Source organism: Shewanella scandinavica (assembly GCF_031932065.1).
Taxonomy (GTDB): domain Bacteria; phylum Pseudomonadota; class Gammaproteobacteria; order Enterobacterales; family Shewanellaceae; genus Shewanella; species Shewanella baltica.
Map to the genome: position 1 here is coordinate 180,733 of NZ_JAUOES010000004.1, position 24,404 is coordinate 205,136.

Consider the following 24,404-nt stretch of genomic DNA (forward strand, 5'->3'; position numbering starts at 1 on the left):
TAGTGCAGCGCCGCTTAATTGCCAATACACCGCGATTGCCTTATTTTAGGGGCACTATTTTTAGGTCATGATTTTAAAATCACTTTTTACAGTGCATTTTAAGGTCTGTGGCCCTCTTGGATTGTTTTGCTTTGTCCTGTAGAAGGCTTCTGCAGCTTAGATAAGACGCTCCCGTTTGCATAAGGAATGAAATGGCAAGCTTGATTCGTATTGTGCTGATTGATACGCACCTTCCGGGCGTTGTGGAACTCGCCCTCAATGGCCATACCAATATTTGTGGTACTAACGCTTCGGGTAAGACGACATTGCAACGTCTAGTCCCTGTTTTTTATGGCGAATACCCAAGCCGCGTGGTGCCTTCGACCCGCGACAGTTTCGAGCGTTGGTACTTGCCACACGATTCAAGCTACATCATTTACGAATATCAAAAGGCCGATGGGTTACTGTACCAAGCCGTGCTGGCTTCGGCGGGCGATGGCAAGGGCGTTAACTATCGCTTTATCGCCAAAGGTTTTGAGCTAAGTGATTATATTAAATCGCAAAACGGCGACACTATTCTGTGCCACACCATGGCGGAATTAGGCCGTGATTTAAAACGTGCCGGCATCGCCACCACTAACTTGCTCAACACCCGCGAATATCGCGCCATTATTCAAAACGATCGCACCCTATTAAGCACGGGCAGCAACCGCAGCGAACTACGCGGCTATGCCCGTCAGTTTGCCCTGTGTGAGGGCGAGCATTCCCTACGCCACATCGAAAAGCTCGCCAAAGCGGTGCACTCCAAAGAAGGTAAGATGGAGACGGTCAAATCCATGATCGCCGCCATTTTAGAGGAAGACGGGGTTAATCCGCCCAGCTCACGCTTAAACCCACAGCGCGTTGAGGCGTGGATCCGTGAAAGCCAACTTATCCAAGGGTTTGAAGTCATTCGCCCCGAGTTTGAAAAACTCGAGCAAGAATTTAACCAACTGCTCAGCGCCGAACTGCGCTTATCAAGCTTGTCCCGTGGTTATCGTAACGATGAAACCTTAGAAGCCGATCGCCAAGATATTCAGCAAACCTTATCTAAAGAGCTGAATTTAAAACTCAGATTGCTCGATGACGAATGGAAAGAGCAGCGCGATGAGCTCAACCTCGACTTATCCGCAGCCAAGGGCGATGTGGCCAAGTGCGAGTACGAACTCGATGCCATTGAAGATCAGCACAGCGCCTTTTTAGATGCCAACATAGAGCAAGCTAAGGCCGATCTTGAGATGCTGCCGAATTGGCGCACCGATGTTGAAAACTTAAGTGAACGCCATAAGCTGCAAACCGAGAAGCACCAAGATATCGAGGCGGCCTACAATGCCCGTCGCAGTAAGATTGGCGAGCAGTTAAACCGCGAGCTTGAAGGCCTGCATAGCGACCAAGACAAGCAGCGTGAAGCCCGCGATAAGCAACGCGAAGTCGCGCGCACCGATATTGACGCCTTAGAGCTGCAATGGCGCAACCAAATGGATGCGGGCAAGGCCAGCTTTAGCGAGCAGGAATACCAATTTAAACTCACTGCCGCCGAACTTAAATTACGTGTCGATGGTGTGACTTACACCGAAGAAGAAAAGTTAAGCCTAGCAATTTTCGACGAACGTATTCACCGTGCCGACGAAGAGCAAGAAAGCTGCAATGCCAAGGTCGAACGCTTAAGCAGTGATGAGCGCAAGCTTAGAGCCAAACGTGACCAAGCCAACGAAGCCTTGCGTATCGCCACCTTAAGGGTGAACGAGCGTCAAACTGCGCTGGATGAACTGCACCACATGCTGTTCCCGCAATCCCACACCCTATTGGAGTTTCTGCGTAAGGAAGCCCAAGGTTGGGAGCAAAGTTTAGGTAAAGTGATCGCGCCTGAACTACTGCATCGCACTGATTTACATCCCAGTTTAGTTAGCGAGTCGAGCGAAGCTTTCTTTGGCGTACATTTAGATCTTAAAGCGATCGATGTGCCTGAATATGCCGCCTCTGAGCAAGAGCTGCGGATTCGGTTAAGCAAAGCCGAAGAAGCCCACACTAGCGCGGAGGAAATGCAGGCCGAGGCCGAATCTCAGCTAGTGGCCATTAATGGCGAGCTGGATAATCTCAGCCGTGAACTTACTTTTGCCCGCACAGCGTATAAAAATAGCCGTGACGATCTGCGTCGCCTGTTCGATGAAAAACGCAGTGAGCAAGATAAAATCAACAAAGCATTGAGCGAGCGCAAAGCCCAAGCGGGACAAAGACTGACACAGCTGGATGGCGAGCTAAAACAGCTTAAACATCAGCACGAACTCTGGCTCGAAGAGCAAAAAGAGCAAGCGCTCGAAGCGCGCATGGAAAAACAAGCCTATTGGCAGGAAGTGATCGGCGCGCTCGACAATCAACTCGGCCAAATTAAAGCGACCATTGAAGGCCGCCGCGAAAGTGCCAAAATTGAGCAGAAAGCCTGCGAGACTTGGTACAAAAACGAGCTTAAATCCCGCGGTGTGGATGAGGAGAATATCCTCAAACTCAAGCAACAAATTCGCGAGTTAGAAACCAAAATTAGCCGCGCTGAGCAGCGTCGCAGTGACGTACTGCGTTTCGATGATTGGTATCAACACACTTGGCTTGTGCGTAAACCTAAACTGCAAACTCAGCTTAGCGATGTGAAGCGCGCGGTATCGGAAATCGATCAACAGCTTAAGGCCAAAACTCAAGATGTTAAGGCTCGCCGTCAACAACTCGAAACCGAACGTAAAGCGTCCGATGCGGCGCAGGTTGAAGCCTCCGAAAACTTAACGAAGTTACGTGCCGTAATGCGTAAACTCGCCGAGCTTAAGTTGCCGACCAATAATGAAGAAGCCCAAGGTAGCCTAGGCGAGCGTCTGCGCCAAGGTGAAGATTTGCTGCTGAAACGCGATTACTTGATGGGTTCGGTGAAGCAATATGTGGAGCATTTTGACTCAGTGATCGCCAGCAAGTCAGGTTCGGGCCTTGCGGAAACCTGGGAGCGTGCCCGCGAAGAATCGAGCTTTATCAACGACAAAGGCATTCGTCTGCTAGATTACCGTAAGTTAGTGCCACAGCTTGAGCAATTGCTGAACGTGATAGTGCCGCAATCGATTACCGCGCTGCGTGAACAAGGACGGATTTTCGGTGTCGACTTAACCGCCTTCTACGATGTATTAGCCGATATCGACCGTCGCATCGCGTCCCAAAGTGCGCGTATTACCCGCGAAGTGGGCGAAGAGTTATTCCTCGAAGGCGTGTCTGAATCGGCGGTACGTATTCGTTCGCGCATCAGCGAGTTAGAGTTCTGGCCTGAACTTGAACAGTTCGTCAAAGCCTTTAAACATTGGAAAGCCGATGGCTTTAATGGCTTGCCTGATGAGGATTACACCAACAGCATGCGCCGCGCCTTAGACATTATCGGCCGCGCCGCGTTAACGGGAGGCATCTCTAAGTTGCTGGAAATCGAGCTGCGCCTCAAAGAAGGTAACAGCGATTTGATCATCCGCACCGACAGACAGCTTAACGAATCCTCAAGCCACGGTATGGCGTATCTGATTTTGTGTAAGTTCTTGCTGGCATTCACGCGCTTGCTGCGTGGCCGCGCCGATGTGACCATTCACTGGCCAATCGATGAGTTGGGCACTTTGCACCATACCAACGTGAAGAAGATTTTCGATGCCTGCGAAAACAACAATATTTGTGTGCTGGGGGCCTTCCCGAACCCAGAGTCCGAGGTGCTGAACTTGTTCGCTAACCGTTACATTATCAACAAACAAACCAAGAAGTTGCAGGTGGTAAAACCTAAGGTCAACCCGATTGCCGATATGTTGAGTAAACGCCTGAGCAAGGAGGCCATCTAATGAGCGATGCAACTCAAACCGTATTAGTCGGTACTGGCGCGTTAATTGAGCTGTTACTCAAGGGCGAGTTTATTTGCCGCACCACCAATGAAGAAGGCTGGCGCGCCCTTAAAAATAACAGCACCCGCGAGCGGGTCGAGGCCTATCTCAATCAAATCAACCGTACCGTGGCGTCTGCCGCCGAAGGTGATGTGTTCTTCTGCGGTTATTTGCAGCTTGGCGATAGCGAACGCAAAGTGATTTCATCGCAGTTTAAAGATATCTGTCAGGCATTGATCCCGCTGGTGGAATGGTTGGTATTAGTGCAAGAGGCCAGTGGCCAAGATGCGCCGCTGAGCGAAGGCGCGCCCGTGCGTTTAACTGAGCTGCAAAGCCGTATCGAAGACACACCGGCGTTTCGTGAGCAGTTAGCCAAACTCAGTCAATATCGTTTATTTGGCTCGACCAGCACTAACAGCGACGCGCAAATCAAATTAGTCTTCAAACGTTTAGTCGAACTCGGCTATTTAGTGCGACCCAATGCGGAGAAGCAAATCTATATCGCCACGGGCAAGCTGGATTATCTGTATGAAGTCATTCGGTTTATCGACGAAACCGAAGGCCTAAGCCTAGAAGCGCAGGCGGAAACGGCGACTCAGCGGGACTTAATCTAATGTTGGCACGATTAAACCTAGGTAAAAGCTGCGACCAAGGAGGCCGTGATGAGCAGTAACTTACATCAGGCGGGGGTTAAGCTGCTCAAGCAGTTAGGTCGCCATGCTGACATCATTATGGACGCCTATTTAGCGGGTTCCTTAAACGAGGATGCCCACGATCCAAGCGTGGTCGAAAAGCTTAAACAGGCCGGCATTTTGTGGCGGCCAGAGCCAGATCAAGAGTTGCGTCTTAAGCGTTCTGTGCGTGCCTTGCTCGAAGAAGGCTTAAGTGACGAGCGTAATCGCCAAATCGACTCTAACGTCGGCTCGGCTCTCGCGACCATTAAAACCTTGGCCGACCACTACAAAGAAGCCCGTCACAGCTCAGATTACAGCGCTGCCGAAGCCTATTTGTCGGATTTGAGCGAGCATGTTTATAGCTTTGCCGACAGTCTGCGTTATTCGATTCGTGTGCTCTGGGGCCGGATCAATAACGAGTTCGGCTACGTCGGTACGATCAACGCTAAGATCCGCGAAAACGAATTAGCCCAAAGCCAAGTCTCTGAATTGCTTAATGGCTTAGAGATGTTCCAGTTTAGTGAGCTCGGCGAAATCGCTGGCGATATCCGAGAGCTGCGAAAACTCTTAGTGACGACTTTACAAGAAACCATGAGCGACTGCGCTCAGGAATTGAGCGTAGTGCAGGGGCGTTTACTCGAACTCTTAGGCCGCTTCAGACAAATCCGTGGCCGTACCCGTTTGCTCAAGGGCTGGTTACTCTACACTGACTTGCATCCGGATTATCGGCCTGCGGACCATGTGTCCCACAAGGAAATTCCGAGCCTATTCAATCGCGCCGAAATCTTGCTCGCGCCTGCTTCAGTAGACGTGCACAACGCCAGCCAAGAGTTAGAGTTGATGGGCATAGTCGCGCACATTAAAGCCATTAGTCGTCATCCCGTGATTGAAGCGGTGCGTGAGCGAGATGCGTCCGTGTCCCTCACCCAAAGTGAAGACTTCGATGTGCCGGATAATCCGCTCAAACAGGCGGTGGATGAGTATTTTGTCGATGTTATTGAGTCTGGCCTGCGTCAATCCGCGCTGGAATATCTGGTGGATAAGGCATTGCCTTGGGAAGCCGAAAGCTGGATTTATCAAGTCATTGGCGGTTATGAAGGCCTACCCGATGAACACAAGGCTTATTTTGAGCTTGAGCCCTTGGGCGAACCGCATCCCATCTATAGCGGCAACTTTATTATTCGCGATGTTGAGTTATGGCTCGCCTAGGCCAGCAACAATTACAACTGTTGGAGAAGGCTTTTATTAAGCGTTCTCCCAAGGTTAAGCTCACGGCTAACTGGCGCGCGATTTACCGCGAGTTAGAAGTGGGCGAGTTAGATGAGTCTGAAAAATATTTGTGCTTCGCACCCATAGACTTTGATCTGTTAAGGCAAGGCGTGTTGGCGCTAATGGGACTTGATCTCAGGGATCTGGATTTCAATGTCGATCGCATGGCGATGTCCGCCAAAAGTCATAATGAGAAGCTCGCTAAGATCCGCCCAGAAGCCGAATACGTTTTGATGAAGTATCTAGGTTTCGGATCTTCACCAACTGCGATTTCAACTCGCACATCGCTGCGTATTCCTTTGGAGGAAGCACAAAAGCATTGCCGTGAACTTCATGTCGCAGCCATCTTAGTGGTTGAAAACTTGGATGTGTTTGATGTTATCCATCAAGCGCGTTTACCTGAGGATCTAACGAACCTCATGGTTATTTACCGCGGTAGCGGTCATCATTCACCGATTGGTATGCGGCATTTTTTGCAAGCTATGGCAGGCGAGCTGCCGATTATCGCCTTTACCGACTTAGATCCCGCAGGGCTGCAAATCGCACACACTCTTACAGGCGTGACCCATTGCCTTGTGCCGCAACTTGCGCTGACGGCTGCTGCCGAGTTGTTGGGCATTGGGCAAATTAATTCAACCAATGATTTCGACAAGCAAGCAAAACAGACCAAATATCTTCAGCATGCCGATTTAAAGCGTTGGCAAAAATTAGCTTTTTGGTTAACTCAACACAGTATTAGCATCAAACAGCAACACCTGCTAGCTCACGGGCTTGAACTAGTGTTAGTGCCATATATTTAGCCATCACGCATTCCATCTCTCTGCGTTAGTGCAATTGTCTAGTTTTAAATTCTTTTATAATTTGAATTTCAGTCATTAAGACTGAGGTTGATTTTCTAATTGTTTTTAATATGTTTACATTGTTATTTATTGGTTTTCATTCTGTTTAAATATGCAGTTTTAAATAAGTCTTTAGCCTGCTCATTGATTGAGCATAATTATTATTTGTCATTTAAAATCAATTTATTACTAATTTTCCGTGATGCAGTTAGCTTAATTTAAGATGAAAAAGTGAAATTTATTCATTGAATTAACGGCTAGCATGTTTCACTATCCCCTGCCTAAGCCAAAAATGGATTGGCAATTGTGCTCATCATGGAAGATGAATAACAAAAAAACTACATTTCTGGGGAAACCACAAGCATGATGAAATCACTTTCGACGCGGATCTTTATAGGTCTGTTTGCGGGTCTTATTTTCGGCACAATAGTGCAGTACTTCTTAAACGATATCGGCTTCTTCTCGGACAATTTGGTCGAGCTTGCCGGCGGTGTTGGCACTATGTTCGTCAATATGATCATGATGCTGGTTGTGCCACTCGTGTTTGTGAGTATTGTTTGTGGTGTCTGTGAGCTGCAAGATCTTAAAAGCTTTGGCCGTTTAGGCGGTAAGACCTTTGGTTTTTACATCATCAATACCTTTGTCGCGATCGCGACGGCATTATTAGTCGTGCTGTTACTCGACCCTGGTAAAGGTGTCGATATGAGCAGTACAGACGGCGTGGCGATTACTGCGACTGAGCTGCCAAGTTTGATGGCACTGGTGATCGACATAGTCCCACGTAACCCTGTAGCGGCCTTTATGTCGGGCAATATGCTGCAAGTGATCTTTATGGCTTTAATGCTTGGCGGCGTGATCAAGTCACTCGGTGAGCATGTCGCTGGCGCAGTGCAAGGTTTTCAAACCGCGAATAAAATCATGATGAAGCTGATTTCTGTGGTCATGAGCCTAGCGCCCTACGGTGTGTTTGCCTTGATGTTCAAGCTCGGCGCGACTTTAGATGCTGGCGTGTTTATGAGCGTAGTTGAGTACATGGTGCTGATCCTCGCGCTGCTACTGCTGTGGATTTTTGTGGTTTACCCAATGGCTGTGGGCATATTTACCCCAATTTCGGCCAAAACTTTCCGCGAGAAGACCCAAGAGCAAGTACTATTTTCACTGTCGACCGCAAGCTCGAATGCGACTATCCCTGTGACTATGCGCACCTTAACCGAAAAGTTAGGTGTGAATCGCGCGGTAGCAGGCTTTGGTGTGCCACTCGGCGCGACCATGAATATGGGCGGTGTGGCGATTTACATCACTATCGCAATTTTCTTTGTCGCTAACGCCTTTGGTATGCCTATCACCTCTGATCAATTGCCTTCGCTGCTATTTAGTATATTCCTGCTCTCTGTCGGTGCCGGCGGTGTGCCTGGCGGCGGCATGGTGATGATAGGTGTGTTAATCCATCAAATGGGTTTACCGATAGAAGCCTTCGCCATTGTCGCGGCGTTAGACCGCATTATCGATATGGTGCTGACCTCTTGTAACGTGGTAGGTGATGCTGCGGTATTGACCATAGTGGACCAAACCGAGAAAGTGCATCAGGTTGAACTAGCGAAGAGCTAATCTGGACGTTAAGTCATATGCTATAAATGCAAAAGCCACTGTCATCAGTGGCTTTTTTGTTTTTACGATATCATAAGATATACAGCTTGCGATTCTGCTACTTACCAGCGCGGGTCATTTTATCTAAATAGCCCATGGCAAAGGCTGACAACACGAAGGTGATGTGGATTAACAGATACCACATGATTTTGTCGTTATCGATATTCTTCACATCCATAAAGATTTTTAGTAGATGAATGGATGAAATCGCCACGATAGAAGCGGCGACTTTGTTTTTCAGTGAGCCAGAATCCAGTTTGCCAAGCCAGCTTAGCTTCTCACTGTCTTCGCCCACATCCAGCTGCGAGACAAAATTCTCGTAGCCAGAAAACATCACCATCACAATCAGGCCGCCGACTAGGGTGATATCAATCAAGGACAGGGTCACCAGCACTAAATCCACTTCCGTCATCTCAAAAATGATCGGCAGAATATGGAAGATCTCTTGGAAGAATTTAATGCCTAAGCCCAATAAAACAAAGCTGAGTCCCAAATAAATTGGCGCCATAATCCAGCGCGATGCATACATTAATTTTTCAAATATTTGTTCCATAATCCATTAAACCCTTTATCTAAAATGCGGTAAAAAAATCGAGTCACTAATGACTAAAACAGTAACATAATGCACTTTATGCGCGCTATTACCCAATCACAATGGCGTGAGTTATATGCTGTTATTGTGTTTTTTTGTAACCTCTGTGGTTATTTAAACCCTATGTTAGGTGTTAGTAGCGCCACATCGTTTAATTTGCACTGCCTTTGATATGTCTGATCGTCGCTTTTTTCAACCTAATACCAAGCAAATTCAGCCATGGATAATCATTTTTCTTGGCATTTTAGGGCTTTGATGAAGGAAGTGACATTTGTCATCCTAGATTGCTGACAACTCACACTGCCGTGATGGACATTTTACGCAGATACTTAAGTCATCTAAACAAGGAGGCTTAATCATGCAACATAAATCACTGGACCAACAATTAATCGAATACCGTCAACAACGTGCTTTAGCTATGCCCTTATCCGGCATGATTGTGTGGAGCCTACTGTTTGTATTGAGCTTTGTATTACCTCCTTCGCAGTTGGTGATGGCGGTCTTTATCGGTACAGGTTCTATTATCTACCTTGCCATGGGGATTTCGCGGCTGACAGGCGAGAATATCTCGTTTAAGAAAAGCGCTGAGCGTAATTGGTTTGAGACTGTGTTTCTCGCTGCGATGGGGATGAGTTTTTTAACCTTTAGTATCAGTATTCCCTTTTTTATGGAAAATTATCTGGCCTTGCCTTTCGCCCTTGCGGTGCAAACAGGTTTAATGTGGTTAGTCCACGGTGTTTTAGCTGCGCAAAAGGTGGCCATAGTGCATGCGATAGTGCGCACTGTGGCTTGCGCGGCTGCTTTTATGTTGTGGCCTGAGTTGAGTTTTCAGCTTCAACCTTTGATTGTGGTGATATGTTATGGGTTTTCGATTCCTGTGATGCAGCGCCGTTGGAAGATTCAGCAAAATCTTTGTGTTGCGAGTTAGTGGTTTCGTTCTCACTGACGTGTAGAAGAGCAATACGGCCTTACGGCCGAGGTAGATTAAAGTCGTGGGTCTTCAACCCACACCCGCTAATGATGCTGATTTGCTTGGTGTTTGAATTGGCAAGGTTATCGCCATGACTATGTGAGTAATTGCGACCTTACGGCCGAGGTAAGTCAAAGTCGTGGGCTTCATCCCACACTTGTTTATGTAGATGTATAGTCATTGCGGCCTGACGGCCGAGGTAAGTCAAAGTCGTGGGGCTTCACCCCACACCCGACCAAGGAGGACTGCTCGTCCTATCCTCCTTGGATGCTCCATGACGCCCCCAACGGAGTTGAAAGCCTCTTGTGCTCATCGACAAATTTGCTATCGCTTCCGAAGGATGCATCCCTGCACCTGCGAAAGCTAGCTCGCCATCCATGGCGAGACTCACGCAATTTGTCTATTCGCCCTGCGGCAACTCCGAGGGGAGGGTGAACTTCTGTGGTCCCAGTGTTGGCTGTTTATTCTCCCAAACCGGTATATCAGCCCATCTTTCATAAAGTAAAGTGTTAAATGCTTTACTTATGTTGGGTTATTTTCTAATAAACTCAATCAAGTCTTTTATTCTATCTTCTAAGTCAAAAACAGAACAGTTTGACTTATGGAATTTGCCTGATATTGACTTTGCAATCTGCACTTTTTTATTTGCATAACTCAAGGCAATATTATCAGAAGTTAGTCTATCAATCGGATCTCCATTTTGATATTGGTAAAAATCGGCAATAGCTTTGTCAAATGCATCAAACTTTCCAAAATTAAAATCTGATGTATTTCCAGATTTTAATTCCAGCATTTTTCGATTATTCCCCTTACCAATTGACTCCCGCTTGAATCCTTTGCTTGTTAAGGTGTCAAAAAATAGTTCCTTACAAATGTAGTTCTCTATTTCACGGCCTTTGGTAATCCATACTTTAACATAGTCTTTTATTGATGAATCTAATCCTTCTATATTGGTATCAACTACTTTAAGTCTATCTAACATGGACGTCAGATAAGATTTTAAAGTATCATTATTTCTGTATTCTTGTGAAGAACAGTCTGAATCGGCTATCAAGTATGCTTTTCTACTTGTGCTTAAGATATTAATCAGATTATTATCAATATCATCTAATACTGTGAAAGAAGATAGGTTTGTACCACCAAAGTATAAAAATGAATAGTCTTTTCCTTCTTTTAGTTCTGCATCTGAATAAATATCAATCCATTTTTTTAAGTAAATTCTATCACTAGGTCCTTCGACCCATAAGACTGTATTAGCTTGGAGTATTTGAGATGCTTTTACACCAAGTGAGTCTAAAGTTTCATAATACTTGATTATATTGTCATTTTTGCTTATTGAACTTGCGCCATTTTGTGATTTTATAGTTCTGTATACGGCCCAGTTTTCATTTAGACAGTCGATAAGAGATGGCGAATGAGTTGTTATGAAAAATCTATGGTTAGTTAGCTGTTTTTCGAATATATTAACAAGTTTAACTACAGCTTCTGGATGTAAATTGGCTTCGGGTTCCTCTAGGAAAACATTTAAAATAACATCTTTGTTGATCCAAAGATGTGATAGCAACATAACTATTTGAGAGACTCCAGTGCCTTGCTGATCTAAAGAGAAAGATAGTCCAGATTCAAATTCGATACTTAAATCTTTTTCTAAAATATCAATGTTAGTTACTTCCTCTGATAAAATTTCTGTCAACCAAATCTTAATTTGTTTTTTATATCCAGCCCAGTTTGATGGAGTTGCCCTATCAACTCTTAACTTGTCAAGTTCTTCAATGATTTTTGCGCCATCAAAATAGTAGCTTTGCTTGTTATTTGAATTGCGAGAGTGATGTCGAATAGGATCAACAAAAACTAGTGAACTTAAAAATTTTGTCCAATATAATTTATTGTCATGAAACCCATTAACATCATCAATCGGATCTACGAATATATCATTTTTAAAATCAGTACAAATTAAATTTTCATCATTGAAAATAGGCTTGTCATTCACCTTTAAATTTAAAATTGACCTGTTAGAGTTTATATCATGATGACAATTTAGAGATACTTTATACTTATCTGCCTTATAAAACACTTTGTCATTTTCTATGAATATATTATCATTTGAAAGTGAAATTTCGCAGCTTATTTTGTTTTTTTTCCAGCACCAAGTCTGACTTTCATCAAGTTCAGTCGCAACCGAAATTACAGTGCCACTATACAGATCTTTGCTAGCGATGCCTTTTAAGTAATTGAAGTATCTTGATAAATTAGACTTCCCTGAATTATTTGGTCCAATTAGGAGGTTAATTGACTTTAAACCACTTATACAGACTCCATTTAAATCATATGAACGCCAACCACAAAGTTTTATTGAGTCAATTTTCATTTGGATTTATCCTGCTTGTACCAAGAGTCCATTAATGAACTTAAAGAGTATTCTGAAGGTTTACCCAACTTCCAAGAACGATGATACTTAACATCATTACTCCTAGGCATTGGGTTTGGCACTTTGAATTGTACTTTTCTTGGTAAATTTATTGAATCTCCAGAAACAAAAGCTTCGCCATCTCTTAGGCTAGGCAAAAAGTTAACTTGGCCAGCCAATGTGTCAGGTAGCAACCTTTTTATCTTGTTTTGATCTAGGTCGTTAGTAAGCCTTAGAGCTATGTATGTACCACATTGTGATAAAACAGTTGTAGAGACATTTGAGGGGCGTTGAGTAACAATTGTTAACCCAACTCCATATTTTCTACCTTCTTTAGCAATTCTTTCAACTCGTTCTTTTGCTATATTGTACTTTGAGTCACTTTCTTCTGGAATATAGGTGTGAGCTTCTTCGAGTACTAAGTTAAGTGGAATGTTTTCAGGGTCTAAATCCCAATATTTAAAGTCAAAGCATAGTCTTGATATAACACCTACACATACGGCTCTTACTTCTGCGGGTAAACCACTTAAGTCTAATATGTTTAGGTATTTTTCATTTTCTCCCAAACCTAAAATGAATTCAAAGTATTCTACTATCGAGGTTTTATCATCAATTTTTCGATGAAGAAAAGAGTAACGTGTATCATGCCGAACAGCTTGGATCTTTAGAATGATGCTCTCATATGGCTTTTTATCTGTAGCATTTTTATGTGAATCTTTTTCGTCATTCAAGTTTTCTAAAAGAGTATCAATATCAAAAAATATTGGAGTGTCAGCTGACACAATAATGTTATCAATTTCTTGAGTTTTAGCTTCTTTTTCTTTTAGTTTAGTTATTAGTCTTTTTATTATCGCTTTCTGATTAGAGCCAGGTTCAAGATTGTAAACACCAAAGAACTCCTCCAAATCTAAAAACCAATATGGAAGCGAAAATTCACTCCAAGTAATTGAATTTGTCCTACTTTTAAAGCTTTCATGTGGCGAGTCAGGGTTATGACCAAATGCTGAAGGGTACTCGTTGTGAATATCAAAAAATAAAATTCTTGGGCACTCATAGTTAGATAATATTGATTGCACAATAGAGGCAACGGTACAGCTTTTTCCACTGCCTGTTGTCCCTAATATAGCTGTATGTCTTCCCATTAGTTTATCAAGGTTTAAGTAAGTTTGATTATCATCACTTATATCCGTAACGCAAAAGTGTTCTTTATTTTCTTCTAAGTCAATTCCTATTAATTGATTAACTTGGGTACTACTAAGAAAGTATGTGTCGCAATTTATTGTAGGTAGCCGTTTAGTACCTCTGCTAAACTTACCATGTATAGCACAACCTAATATTGTAAGTGTTACTACTTTTCTTTCTTCTCTAACAATTTCAATCCCATCTTCTGTTCTTTTTGTCTTCTCTACCTCAGTGATCTGAACCTTGTTTATAGTACATATTGTATTACCGTGTGATCCACCACAGTTAACATAAGCACCAACCTCTGCACATAGCTTTGTACCGCTAAATTCGCGCTCTAGAACATCTGCATGTAGTATAATTTCGGCACCATCAACCTCTTTAATTTTTCCGAACTTTAAAGCCTCTTCTCTTAGCGTTGTTGTCATTTTATAACTTCCTTATTTGTAGTTGCTTTTTGCAACAGTTTTATACTGAGGTTAGATAATATTATCTAAAATTTATAGATGCATATGTGTATTACATCATTAGGCCAGTGAAAACGTTCACTGTTAATAAGCTAAGATGGGACGGTACTCTGTTTATTCTATTTTTCATGAACCCACCTTTATTTGAAATAATGCAATTTAGAGCGAAATTTCGCCAAGCTTTAAATCACCTGTGAGCTATGGCTGCAATCTTGGCAGGTGAGGGTATAGCTCTGGCTGCGTTTTTGTATTTTGATATTTTTGCTTTGGCACTGTGGGCAGGCTTGTTTCATTGGCGTGTTTTTAGTGCATTGGTTGCATTTGATGTAGTAACCAAACTTACCGTACATTGGGGTGTAGTTTTTTGATTCTCCGCAATGTTTACAGCTGAGAATGCTGTGTGTGGCTGCTTGGGTTTTAGCTTCAACTGCTTTGTTAACTTCAAAGTGTGCAACAGGCTCTCTTATTTGTTGTGACTGTGCGGGCGGTATTTCAGTCGTTGCTTGATATGGATCTATATGCCGATCGATTAAGAACTTGGCAATGGAATTGAGTTCTTGTTGATTAAAGTCGGGGCGGGTGTCGCTTACATTTATAATGCGCATGAACTTACTTTTAAAATTCATGATTTTTTCAAGTTTATCGACTAAAAACTCTGTTTTAACTAACAACTCAGAAATGGTCGTTGGCATAGTATCTCTGTTGATTACCGCATCACTTGAGACCGCGCACACATGGTTCCAGCAACGCATACCAAAACTTTGTTGTCTTATACCAAGTAATTTTCCTAGAATTTCACTTCTATGCTGTTTTAGCATTTCTTTAAGCAGTGCTTGTTGTAGTTCAACTTGCTTGATAGGAGATGGCATACCAAACCATTTACTTCCGTGACTACGCGTCCATTCACCCTGTTGGTTGACTTCTACATGGCCTTTTATGCTTTTAGATTCAATTAATACAAAACCGTAGGTGTAGATAATTAAGTGATCAATTTGCGCGGTTTCGTCATTAAAGGTGAATCGAAAATCATTGATGACCAACACTTCTGGATGATCTTTGAAGGCGCGGCGTAAATAGAAGGCAACATCCTGTTCTTGTTTTTGACCCGCAATCGTTTGTGGTGTTTGGGTATTTTGAAGTGATTTGGTTTTTAGAATCATTTATCAACAGCGTCCATTCATAACTTGATAATAATCAGCCTCATAATACCCACTTTGCCATTGAAAGATAAAGACAAAAATCGCTAAACGTTAACGTAGCTCAAAGATGGGAAAGTACAAATCTTTGGGGAGTTACAGCCAACACAGAAGTTACAGAAGTTCACCTTTCCCTGCGAAGTTGCTGAAGGGCGTTGAAGACTCTTTATTGAAAGAATGGCGCGTGACGCAGACAGGATGTCTGCGTAGCTTTCGGGGTACAGGATGTACCATCGGAAGCGTTAGCTATTTTCGAATAAGCACGAAGCCAGTATTCAATGCATGTAACTTCGCTAGGGGCGTCTTGGAGAATCCAAGGAGGACAGGACGAGCAGTCCTCCTTGGTCGGGTGTGGGTTGAAGAACCACGACTTTGATTCACCTCGGCCGTAAGGCCGCAATTATTAATCGCGATTCACAGCGATAACTTTGTTCTTGAGACACCAAACAAATCATCACAATTGATTGAGGGTGAAGCCCCACGAATTTCTCGGCCGTAAGGCCGCAATTACTCCGGCGGTAAAGCCGTATAAAACTCAAATGTCGCATTACGCGACAGCAAAAAAGCCACTATGTTCAGTGGCTTTTATCCTAAAAATCAGAAGCTAAGCGATTCGGCTTACTCTATATTTGGCTCTTCACTGTAATCAATACCGTGATAGCTCAGGCAAGCGTCGACTTCATTGCTGCTGCCTAGGATAACGGCAACACGCTGGTGAATATGCGTTGGGGTAATGTCTAAAATAGTTTCATAACCCGTTGAAGCCTTACCGCCGGCTTGTTCGACTAAGAAGGCCATTGGATTGGCTTCGTACATCAGGCGCAGTTTGTACGGTTTTTTAGGATCTTTATTGTCGGTTGGGTAGGTGAAAATACCGCCACGTGATAGCACGCGGTGTACGTCGCCGACCATGGCCGCAATCCAGCGCATGTTGAATGATTTTTCGCGTGGACCAATTTTACCGAGCAGTAAATCGGCAATATAGGTTTGCATTGGCGCTTCCCAAAAACGTTGGTTCGACATGTTAATGGCAAACTCTTGGGTCTCTGGGCTAATGCTCATGGCGGCGTTAGTCAGTAAAAACTCATTGGTTTCTGGGTGCAAAGTAAAGAGTTGCACACCTTGGCCAGTGGTTAATGCCAGCATGGTCGATGGGCCATAAAGTACATAACCTGCGGCTAATTGCGCACGGCCAGATTGTAAAAAGCTGGTTTCAGTCAACTCGCCAGCAGGGGCGGGCAGGATAGAGAAAATCGTGCCGACTAACGAGTTGATATCAATATTAGATGAGCCGTCTAGTGGATCGAAACACACCAGATATTGGCCATTTTGGCTGACTTCAACCACATGATCTTCTTCTTCCGACGCTAAACCGCGCACTGTACCGTCAGCTTTTAATGCATCTTTGAGCATGTCGTTGGTGATGATATCCAGTTTTTTCTGGGTTTCACCTTGGACGTTTTCTTGCTCAGTCGCGCCTAACACGCCTGCAAGCGCACCGTGGCGAACGGCATGGCTAATGGCTTTTGAGGTGTCGGCTAAGGTTAAAATGAGGTGGGAGAGGGAGTCGTTCACTGCCTGTGAGGTCAGGTGCTGGGCCAGAGTCTGCATGTTATGTCCTTTAGAGGTTCAACAATGAGGTCAATTTCGTTATTTGCCGCGAATGATAACTCAGTTAGTCGACAATTTCAGCGATGTTGCTGATGCTTTTAGCGAATATTAGGGCTTTTAGGGATTATTTGGACTGAGCCTATGAGATGATCCTAATTTGTATCTGTATATTGCATGCTATTTCTATTTGGGGTTTGCCTCTGGCACAATGTCGGCTTGTTTTTAATCGCTGACATCTTAGGCGATTATACTTCCAAGGAATAATAATGATTAAAAATAGGTTAACTTGGTTCCCTGCGTGCTCACTTAAGGTGCGCGCCGTTCCCCTACTGATAGCGAGCCAAATGGCCATGATTTCGACAGCTATGATTTCAGCAACGACCCCTGCTTTGGCAATGGAAGGTGGCAAACAGCCACTGACGATTGAGCGAATGAATGCCTCGCCTGCCTTAGCGGGCACCAGTCCTCGTGGTTTGAAATTGTCCCCCGATGGGCAGCGAGTTACCTATCTTGCTGGCCGTAATGATAATCAAAGTTTTTATGATCTCTGGCAGATGGATGTCAAAACTGGTGAGTCGAGCCTGCTATTAAATGCCGATAAACTCGCGACCAATGAATTATCCGATGAAGAAAAAGCGCGCCGCGAACGCCAACGTATTTATGGCGAAGGCATTATGGAGTACTTCTGGGCCGATGATAGCCAAGCGCTATTAATCCCCGCTGCTGGGAATCTGTATTACTTTTCCCTGGCCGACAAGAGCGTGACTCAATTGCCGATTGGTGAAGGGTTCGCTACAGATGCACGTCTATCGCCTAAGGGCAATTTTGTGTCTTTCGTTCGGGATCAAAATCTGTATGTGTTAGATCTGGCGAGCAAAAAACTTGAGGCTATGACCACAGATGGCGGCGGGGCGATTAAAAATGCCATGGCGGAATTTGTCGCTCAAGAAGAAATGGATCGCATGACTGGCTACTGGTGGGCGCCCGATGAATCGGCCATCGCCTTTACCCGTATCGATGAGTCTGCGGTCGAGCAAGTGACCCGTAACGAGATCTATGCCGATGGCATTAAACTTACCGAGCAGCGTTACCCAGCCGCAGGTAAAAACAACGTCGACATCGCATTAGGTGTGGTCACGCTAAAAGATAAGGCCATCAATTGGGTGAGCCTGCGCGAAGAGAATCGCAAAGAAAAGAGCAAAGATATTTACCTGCCGCGTGTCGATTGGTTGCCCGATAGCAAACACTTGTCGTTCCAGTGGCAGAGCCGCGATCAACATCAGCTCGATTTGCAGTTAGTTGCGTTAGATGCGCTGACTAAGCCAAAAACCTTAGTGAAAGAACGCAGTGATGCTTGGGTAAACCTCAATAACGATCTGCACTTCTTAAAACAGCAGTCTGCCTTTATTTGGGCGTCTGAGCGTGACGGCTTTAATCATCTGTATCTTTTTGACTTAAAAGGTAAACTCAAAACGCAATTGACTAAGGGCGAGTGGGCTGTCGATGAGTTGGAATACATAGATGAAACCGCAGGCTGGGTGTATTTCACCGGCCGTAAAGACACGCCAATTGAAAAACAGCTTTATCGCGTGCCTTTAGCGGGCGGCAAGGTTGAGCGCGTGAGCAAGCAAGCGGGGGTACACAATCCTGTTTTCGCCGATAATCAGAGCGTATATCTGGATTATTTCAACAGCTTATCTCAGCCACCGCAAATCAGTTTACACGGTGATAAGGGCCAGCAACTGGCTTGGGTCGAGCAAAATGCGGTTAAGCAAGGTCATCCTTTATATGATTATGCAGGGCTGTGGCAAATCCCTGAATTTGGTGAACTGAAAGCCGAAGATGGCCAAGTGCTGCAAACCCGTTTATTCAAACCCGTTCCCTTCGATGCAAGCAAGAAATACCCTGTCGTAGTGCGAGTTTACGGTGGGCCGCACGCCCAGTTAGTGACTAATAGCTGGAGTGAGCAGGACTACTTTACCCAGTATCTGGTGCAACAAGGGTATGTGGTATTCCAATTAGATAACCGCGGCAGCGCCCACAGAGGCACTCGGTTTGAGCAGGTGATTTACCGTCATTTGGGCGAAGCTGAAGTGAATGATCAAAAAGTGGGGGTGGAGTATTTACGCAGTTTGCCCTTTGTCGATGCCGATAATGTGGCGATTTACGGCCACAGCTACGGCGGTTATATGGCTTTGATGAGTTTATTTAAGGCGCCAGATTACTTTAAAGCCGCGATTTCGGGCGCACCTGTGACCGACTGGCGCTTGTATGACACCCATTATACTGAGCGTTACTTAGGTCACCCCGAAGCTAATGAAAAGGGTTATGAAGCCAGCAGCGTGTTTCCTTACGTGAAAAACTATCAAGCAGGTCTATTGATGTATCACGGCATGGCTGACGATAACGTCTTGTTTGAAAACAGCACTCGGGTTTATAAAGCGCTGCAGGATGAAGGCAAATTATTCCAGATGATCGATTATCCGGGATCTAAACATTCGATGCGTGGCGAGAAAGTGCGTAATCACTTATACCGCTCATTAGCGGATTTCCTCGATAGACAGCTGAAAAGCGCTAAGTAGCGCGAGATAGAGAGTGGGTCTGCTTGCGTATGCTGCTATGCCTTACGTATACGTTGTAGGCTCGCTCCTTGTTTAGCGCTTACATCACTCGCTCTCATTAGCGCTGATTGGTTGAGCTTATTTTATAATTATGCTGCTGTTTTATAAATATTTTTGTTTCTATTTTGGACATCGGCTTTGCCATCAACCTGACTCTTAACTCTGTAAGCGTCGCCTATTAATCTGATTCGCTAAATTTTAGGCATAAAAAAACCAGATCCTAGGATCTGGTTTTTTGTGAATCGATTCTTATCGAATCAATCCTGTTGCTAATGCGATTGTCGCTTAGCGGGCAATTAGCCTTCTAAGTTACCGCAAAAGCGATAGCCTTCACCGTGAATAGTCGCGATGATTTCTGGCGTATCTGGCAAGCTTTCGAAATGCTTACGGATACGACGGATAGTCACGTCTACAGTACGATCGTGTGGCTTAAGTTCACGGCCAGTCATTTTCATCAGTAGATCGGCACGAGTCAAAATTTTGCCTGGGTTTTCAACAAAGTGCAGCATAGCGCGGAATTCGCTACGTGGCAGTTTGTAAGATTCACCCTGTGGGCTCACTAATGAACGGCTGTTGATCTCTAAGCTCCAATCGTTGAAGCGATAGTATTCTACTGAGCTCTTTTCTTCGACTTCGGCACCAGCGCTGTTGACGCGAGTCAGAAGGTTACGAGCACGAATCGTCAATTCACGTGGGTTGAACGGCTTGGTAATATAATCGTCCGCGCCAATTTCAAGTCCAAGGATTTTGTCGACTTCGTTGTCACGACCTGTCAGGAAGATCAGACCTATGTTGTTGATTTCACGTAGTTCACGTGCCAACAACAGGCCATTCTTGCCTGGCAAGTTAATGTCCATAACGACCAAGTTAATTTTGTTTTCCTGCATAGCCTTATGCATTTCTGCGCCATCATTGGCCTCAGTTACCACATACCCTTCTGCCTCGAAAATACTTCTCAGCGTGTTACGGGTAACGGCTTCATCTTCAACGATCAGAATGTGCGGATTTTGCATATTATTTACCTAAATTTTAATCAGTTTATACTAACCAATAAGAGCAACTTACTTCGGGCTCTTATATTCATAAAAGCGTTGATACTTCCTTGAACTGCTTTGTGCTCAAAAGGAAAATCTTTACGGTGACATCTATATCTGGATGTAGATTAAGTGCACGTTTAAGTGTAATACGAGAAAACGTAATCAGTACCAACTTCGATAAGCAATAGTTAGAATAAGTTCCTTAACTATTGTTTTTTTAAATGTTTAAAAGACAAATCAAATGTAGAACACATTTTAAACAGATGCCCGGTCAGTTCACGTTACTTAAAGCGATATATGTAACAAACTGTATTGAACGATAAGCATCTTGCTCAATCTGTTTCAACTCACCAGTACGCACATTGTACTCGTTTTAGTCATTTGTTAACAAATGAAATGTTAACAAATTTTAGGTGAGTCGGGGTTTTTACCATGATATTTACTTTAGCTATTGATTAGTATAACTAATGTATTTGCCATTCCTGTGAGCCAGTTCACGCCTCTTTGGATTTTACAATCACTCTGCTACACTAGCTTGGGTTCATTTTTCGATTAGACTACCAATGGACAATACGACTCAAGATTTGTGGCAATGTTACCAAGCGCCGTTATTTTTGCTGACTCAAGCATTATCCTGTGATTTTTCCTTTGCTGTTATTACCGCTCATAATCCTGCTTCAAAGCTGCTTTCTCCCAGTCAAAACCGTTTACTCGATCGCCAACTTCTCCGTGAAATTGAATTACTCGGCAGTCCCTATCGTGCTTTAGTGGGCGCGGCGCCGGATTTATCCCACATGGAAAAAAGCTGGGCCGTGTTTATCGATAGAACGATGGCGCTGCAATTGGGGAAGAAATTTAATCAATACGCGATTTATGTAGTCGAACAAGGGGAGGTGAGCTTAGTGCCATGCACTTTGGCCGGACATGATGAAGTGTGTTTAGGCAAATTTAGTGATTATGTGCAGCTGGTATACGAGTTACCCGATTTAAGCACTTAATTGTTTTCAAAAGATTTTAGTTAAATTATTCATTTGTTATGAAATTAGCATTGACTTCATTAGGGGTTTATTGCTACTTTTTTCGTCCCTTTCCCTAGGAAAGGAACAGAAGAGGAGCGTTAACTAGGTAGTCGGTCAGAGGAGCACAAACTCCAGCGATGACTGATGAGGGAGATTAACGCCGAGGCATAGATATGGTTGCTGCATATTTATGTCGGTCGCTCAGGCTGAATCCTGACGATTGTCACCTGTAATTGGTGGAGAGCTTCTGGTGACGATTGCTGTTTCCCTTCTTTTGGGGTGCGTTATCATTGAGCACCAGGCTCTTCGAACGAAGTTAGTTCGGAGTGTGATCATGTTAGTTAATCAATATTTTATTCAATCTGCGTTTATTTCTTGGCCTACGTGTTTCACGGAGGTGCGCTAATGTCCCTCGTTGTCGCAAAATTTGGTGGCACCTCAGTCGCCGACTATAACGCTATGAATCGCTGTGCCGACATAGTGTTAGCTAATCCTCATTGTCGTTTAGTCGTGGTCAGCGCATCGAGTGGCGTAACCAATCTGTTAGTGGAATTGACCCAAGAATCGATTAACGACGATGGTCGATTACAGCGATTAAAACAAATTGCCCAAATTCAATATGCGATTTTAGATAAGCTCGGTCGCCCTAACGATGTGGCCGCCGCATTAGATAAATTATTGAGTCGCATGTCAGTATTGAGTGACGCGCTCGCATCACAACGCAGCAAAGCGACCATGGATGAGTTGTTGTCCCTCGGTGAGCAATGTTCTTCGGCGTTGTTTTCGGCGGTGATCCGCGAGAAAGGTGTTAACTCTAGTGCCTTCGATGTGCGTCGAGTATTACGTACCGACAGCCATTTTGGCCGCGCGGAACCCCAGGTTGACCAGATTGCGATTTTAGCTCGTGATTATCTACAGCCACTGTTAGCGGAACAAGTGATTGTCACACAAGGCTTTATCGGTGCCGATGAAGCAGGTCAAACGACCACATTAGGCCGCGGTGGTAGTGATTATTCTGCTGCGTTGTTAGCCGAAGCGTTACGCGCCTCAGCGGTCGAGATTTGGACCGATGTAGCGGGGATTTATACAACCGATCCGCGTCTTGCGCCCAATGCTTTTCCGATTGCCGAGATCAGCTTTAATGAAGCCGCCGAGATGGCGACCTTTGGTGCCAAGGTATTGCATCCTGCGACCATTCTTCCTGCCGTTCGTCAGCAAATTCAAGTGTTTGTGGGTTCAAGTAAAGAGCCTGAAAAGGGCGGGACTTGGATCCGCCATCAAGTGGAAGATGCACCCGTATTTCGCGCTGTGGCTTTGCGCCGCGACCAAACCCTGTTAAATCTTCACAGTTTGCAGATGTTGCATGCACAGGGCTTTTTAGCGGAAACCTTTGCGACATTAGCGCGACATAAGATCAGTGTGGATTTAATTACCACCTCAGAAGTGAACGTGTCTCTAACCCTCGATAAAACCGGTTCAGATTCTAGCGGTCAAGGTCTGTTGAGTGAGGCACTGTTGCAAGAATTATCACAGCATTGCCGAGTGCGCGTCGAAGATGGATTAGCCTTAGTGGCGATTATCGGTAACCGTATTGCGACCACGCCGGGTATTTGTCGCCGTGTGTTTGAAGTGCTTGAGCCACACAATGTGCGGATGATTTGCCAAGGCGCCAGCCCACATAACCTGTGTGTGTTAGTGACAGAATCGGAAGCGGCACAAGTGGTGAAATCGCTGCATCAAAATCTGTTCGAAGGCGCTTAATATGCTGCCGATAACATCGTCTCTGCAAATTGGCGAGCTTGCCGCAGGGCAAGCGCTCACCTTGCCTATTTACCATTTTAAGCCGAGCGACGATAAGGCGACTGGCCCCAAAGTGTATATTCAGGCCAATGTCCACGGCGCTGAAGTGCAAGGTAATGCGGTGATTTATCAGTTGATGAAGCAGCTTGAACTCTGTGACATCCGCGGTGAAATCACCTTAGTGCCATTAGCCAATCCCCTTGGGATCAACCAAAAAAGTGGTGAGTTTACCCTCGGCCGATTTGACCCTATTACGGGGGCGAACTGGAATCGTGAGTATTTGAATCATGCTATCGATTTGCCGACTTGGTATAGCGAACATGCCAAGCTGAGTGATAGCGAGCTGATCCAAGCTTATCGCAGTACTTTGGTTGAAGCTTGTCAGCAAAAGTTGCGTCACGAATGGGGCATTACTACTGGCCATAGGCTTGCGGTTAATCTGCAGATTATGGCCCACGGCGCGGATATAGTGCTCGATCTACACACGGGGCCTAAATCCTGTAAGCATTTGTATTGTCCGGAATATGACTTAGCTGCTGCGCTGTATTTGTCGATCCCTTATACGCTAGTTATCCCCAATACCTTTGGTGGCGCCATGGATGAAGCAGCGTTTTGTCCTTGGTGGCAATTAAGTGATTTTGCAAAAGCGCAGGGGCGCGATCTAGCCGTTGCTGTGTCGGCGTTAACCTTAGAATTGGCGAGCCAAGAGCGCGTCTGTCTTGAGGATGCACTGCTTGATGCCCAAGGGATTTTGGCGTATTTAAGCCACCGCGGCGTGATCGCTGAAACCGTTGACCCCGCTAAAATGCAGCGCTTTGGTTGTTACCTTAAAGACTATAAAAAGTATCACGCACCAAGTTCAGGGTTAGTGGAATACCGCGCGCCTGTGGGTGAACCACTGGCTGCGGGACAGCCCTTAGTAAATTTACTGCGTATGGATTTATACGGTACGGCGGATGAACTAAAGACGGTCAGTTTACCCCAAGACTGCGTGCCGATTTTGCACTTTGCTTCGGCGTCTGTACACCAAGGGACCGAGCTTTATAAAGTCATGACTCATGTGTTTGAGTTGCCGATGTCATAATAGCTAGCCTAGATCATAAGGCTTAGCGTATAAGCATTGGATCAAAACAATTCGCTTATATCACTTAGCTTATAAGAATGAGCG

The 24,404-nt window shown here is 44.8% G+C and carries 16 protein-coding genes and 1 riboswitch; of the genes, 10 read left to right on the plus strand and 6 right to left on the minus strand.

Features of this window, described 5'->3' with window-relative positions; genetic code table 11:
- Positions 1-191: 191 nt before the first annotated feature.
- The 5 genes from Q4Q50_RS04745 to Q4Q50_RS04765 all read left to right on the plus strand — a co-directional run bounded on the left by Q4Q50_RS04745 (position 192) and on the right by Q4Q50_RS04765 (position 8,295).
- Positions 192-3,866, plus strand: coding sequence for an ATP-binding protein (locus Q4Q50_RS04745; protein ID WP_311898607.1), 3,675 nt, complete (start codon positions 192-194; stop codon positions 3,864-3,866).
- On the plus strand, positions 3,866-4,519 hold the full coding sequence (locus tag Q4Q50_RS04750; RefSeq protein WP_311898608.1) for a condensin complex protein MksE: 654 nt from the start codon (positions 3,866-3,868) through the stop codon (positions 4,517-4,519). Before Q4Q50_RS04745 ends, Q4Q50_RS04750 begins: the two co-directional genes overlap by 1 nt.
- Positions 4,520-4,567: 48 nt before the next feature.
- Positions 4,568-5,788 carry a phosphoenolpyruvate carboxylase gene (locus Q4Q50_RS04755; RefSeq protein ID WP_268649798.1) on the plus strand — a complete coding sequence of 407 codons (1,221 nt, stop codon included), beginning with the start codon at positions 4,568-4,570 and terminating at the stop codon, positions 5,786-5,788.
- A complete protein-coding gene (locus tag Q4Q50_RS04760; RefSeq protein WP_311898609.1) occupies positions 5,776-6,648 on the plus strand; it encodes a DUF7281 domain-containing protein in 873 nt (290 codons plus the stop codon). Before Q4Q50_RS04755 ends, Q4Q50_RS04760 begins: the two co-directional genes overlap by 13 nt.
- 402 nt (positions 6,649-7,050) lie before the next feature.
- Positions 7,051-8,295 carry a dicarboxylate/amino acid:cation symporter gene (locus Q4Q50_RS04765; protein WP_012588595.1) on the plus strand — a complete coding sequence of 415 codons (1,245 nt, stop codon included), beginning with the start codon at positions 7,051-7,053 and terminating at the stop codon, positions 8,293-8,295.
- Positions 8,296-8,392: 97 nt separating this feature from the next.
- On the opposite strand, the gene Q4Q50_RS04770 is transcribed toward Q4Q50_RS04765, so the two are convergent.
- Positions 8,393-8,887, minus strand: coding sequence for a TIGR00645 family protein (locus Q4Q50_RS04770; protein WP_311898610.1), 495 nt, complete (start codon positions 8,885-8,887; stop codon positions 8,393-8,395).
- A 397-nt stretch (positions 8,888-9,284) separates the two neighbouring features.
- On the opposite strand from Q4Q50_RS04770, the gene Q4Q50_RS04775 reads away from it, so the two are divergent.
- A complete protein-coding gene (locus Q4Q50_RS04775; protein ID WP_311898611.1) occupies positions 9,285-9,854 on the plus strand; it encodes a DUF7010 family protein in 570 nt (189 codons plus the stop codon).
- A gap of 574 nt (positions 9,855-10,428) precedes the next feature.
- Here Q4Q50_RS04775 and Q4Q50_RS04780 read toward each other — a convergent pair.
- The 4 genes from Q4Q50_RS04780 to Q4Q50_RS04795 all read right to left on the minus strand — a co-directional run bounded on the left by Q4Q50_RS04780 (position 10,429) and on the right by Q4Q50_RS04795 (position 16,759).
- The gene (locus Q4Q50_RS04780) at positions 10,429-12,264 is read right to left on the minus strand and encodes an ATP-dependent nuclease (RefSeq protein WP_311898613.1); all 1,836 of its coding nucleotides are present in this window, start codon (positions 12,262-12,264) and stop codon (positions 10,429-10,431) included.
- Positions 12,261-13,913: an ATP-binding protein gene (locus tag Q4Q50_RS04785; protein ID WP_311898614.1), complete on the minus strand. Its 1,653-nt coding sequence runs from the start codon at positions 13,911-13,913 to the stop codon at positions 12,261-12,263. The genes Q4Q50_RS04780 and Q4Q50_RS04785 overlap by 4 nt, the downstream gene beginning before the upstream one ends.
- A gap of 221 nt (positions 13,914-14,134) precedes the next feature.
- Positions 14,135-15,112: a nuclease-related domain-containing protein gene (locus Q4Q50_RS04790; protein WP_311898616.1), complete on the minus strand. Its 978-nt coding sequence runs from the start codon at positions 15,110-15,112 to the stop codon at positions 14,135-14,137.
- Between the two features lie 654 nt (positions 15,113-15,766).
- Positions 15,767-16,759: a class 1 fructose-bisphosphatase gene (locus tag Q4Q50_RS04795; protein ID WP_283627790.1), complete on the minus strand. Its 993-nt coding sequence runs from the start codon at positions 16,757-16,759 to the stop codon at positions 15,767-15,769.
- Between the two features lie 266 nt (positions 16,760-17,025).
- Here Q4Q50_RS04795 and Q4Q50_RS04800 point away from each other — a divergent pair, with 266 nt between their 5' ends.
- Positions 17,026-19,341 carry a S9 family peptidase gene (locus Q4Q50_RS04800; protein ID WP_311898618.1) on the plus strand — a complete coding sequence of 772 codons (2,316 nt, stop codon included), beginning with the start codon at positions 17,026-17,028 and terminating at the stop codon, positions 19,339-19,341.
- Positions 19,342-19,676: 335 nt separating this feature from the next.
- Here the strand turns inward: Q4Q50_RS04800 and arcA are convergent, their stop codons facing one another.
- Positions 19,677-20,393, minus strand: a complete 717-nt coding sequence (gene arcA, locus Q4Q50_RS04805) for a two-component system response regulator ArcA (RefSeq protein WP_006080127.1) — start codon at positions 20,391-20,393, stop codon at positions 19,677-19,679.
- A gap of 587 nt (positions 20,394-20,980) precedes the next feature.
- Here arcA and Q4Q50_RS04810 point away from each other — a divergent pair.
- The 3 genes from Q4Q50_RS04810 (at position 20,981) to Q4Q50_RS04820 (ending at position 24,320) form a co-directional block, all read left to right on the plus strand.
- On the plus strand, positions 20,981-21,415 hold the full coding sequence (locus tag Q4Q50_RS04810) for a DUF3293 domain-containing protein (RefSeq protein ID WP_006080129.1): 435 nt from the start codon (positions 20,981-20,983) through the stop codon (positions 21,413-21,415).
- A gap of 101 nt (positions 21,416-21,516) precedes the next feature.
- A riboswitch (Lysine riboswitch) is annotated at positions 21,517-21,691 on the plus strand.
- 150 nt (positions 21,692-21,841) lie between these two features.
- Complete coding sequence (gene lysC, locus Q4Q50_RS04815; RefSeq protein WP_311898619.1) at positions 21,842-23,197, plus strand: lysine-sensitive aspartokinase 3; 1,356 nt, start codon at positions 21,842-21,844, stop codon at positions 23,195-23,197.
- Position 23,198: 1 nt separating this feature from the next.
- Positions 23,199-24,320 carry a succinylglutamate desuccinylase/aspartoacylase family protein gene (locus Q4Q50_RS04820; protein WP_311898621.1) on the plus strand — a complete coding sequence of 374 codons (1,122 nt, stop codon included), beginning with the start codon at positions 23,199-23,201 and terminating at the stop codon, positions 24,318-24,320.
- Positions 24,321-24,404: the final 84 nt, after the last annotated feature.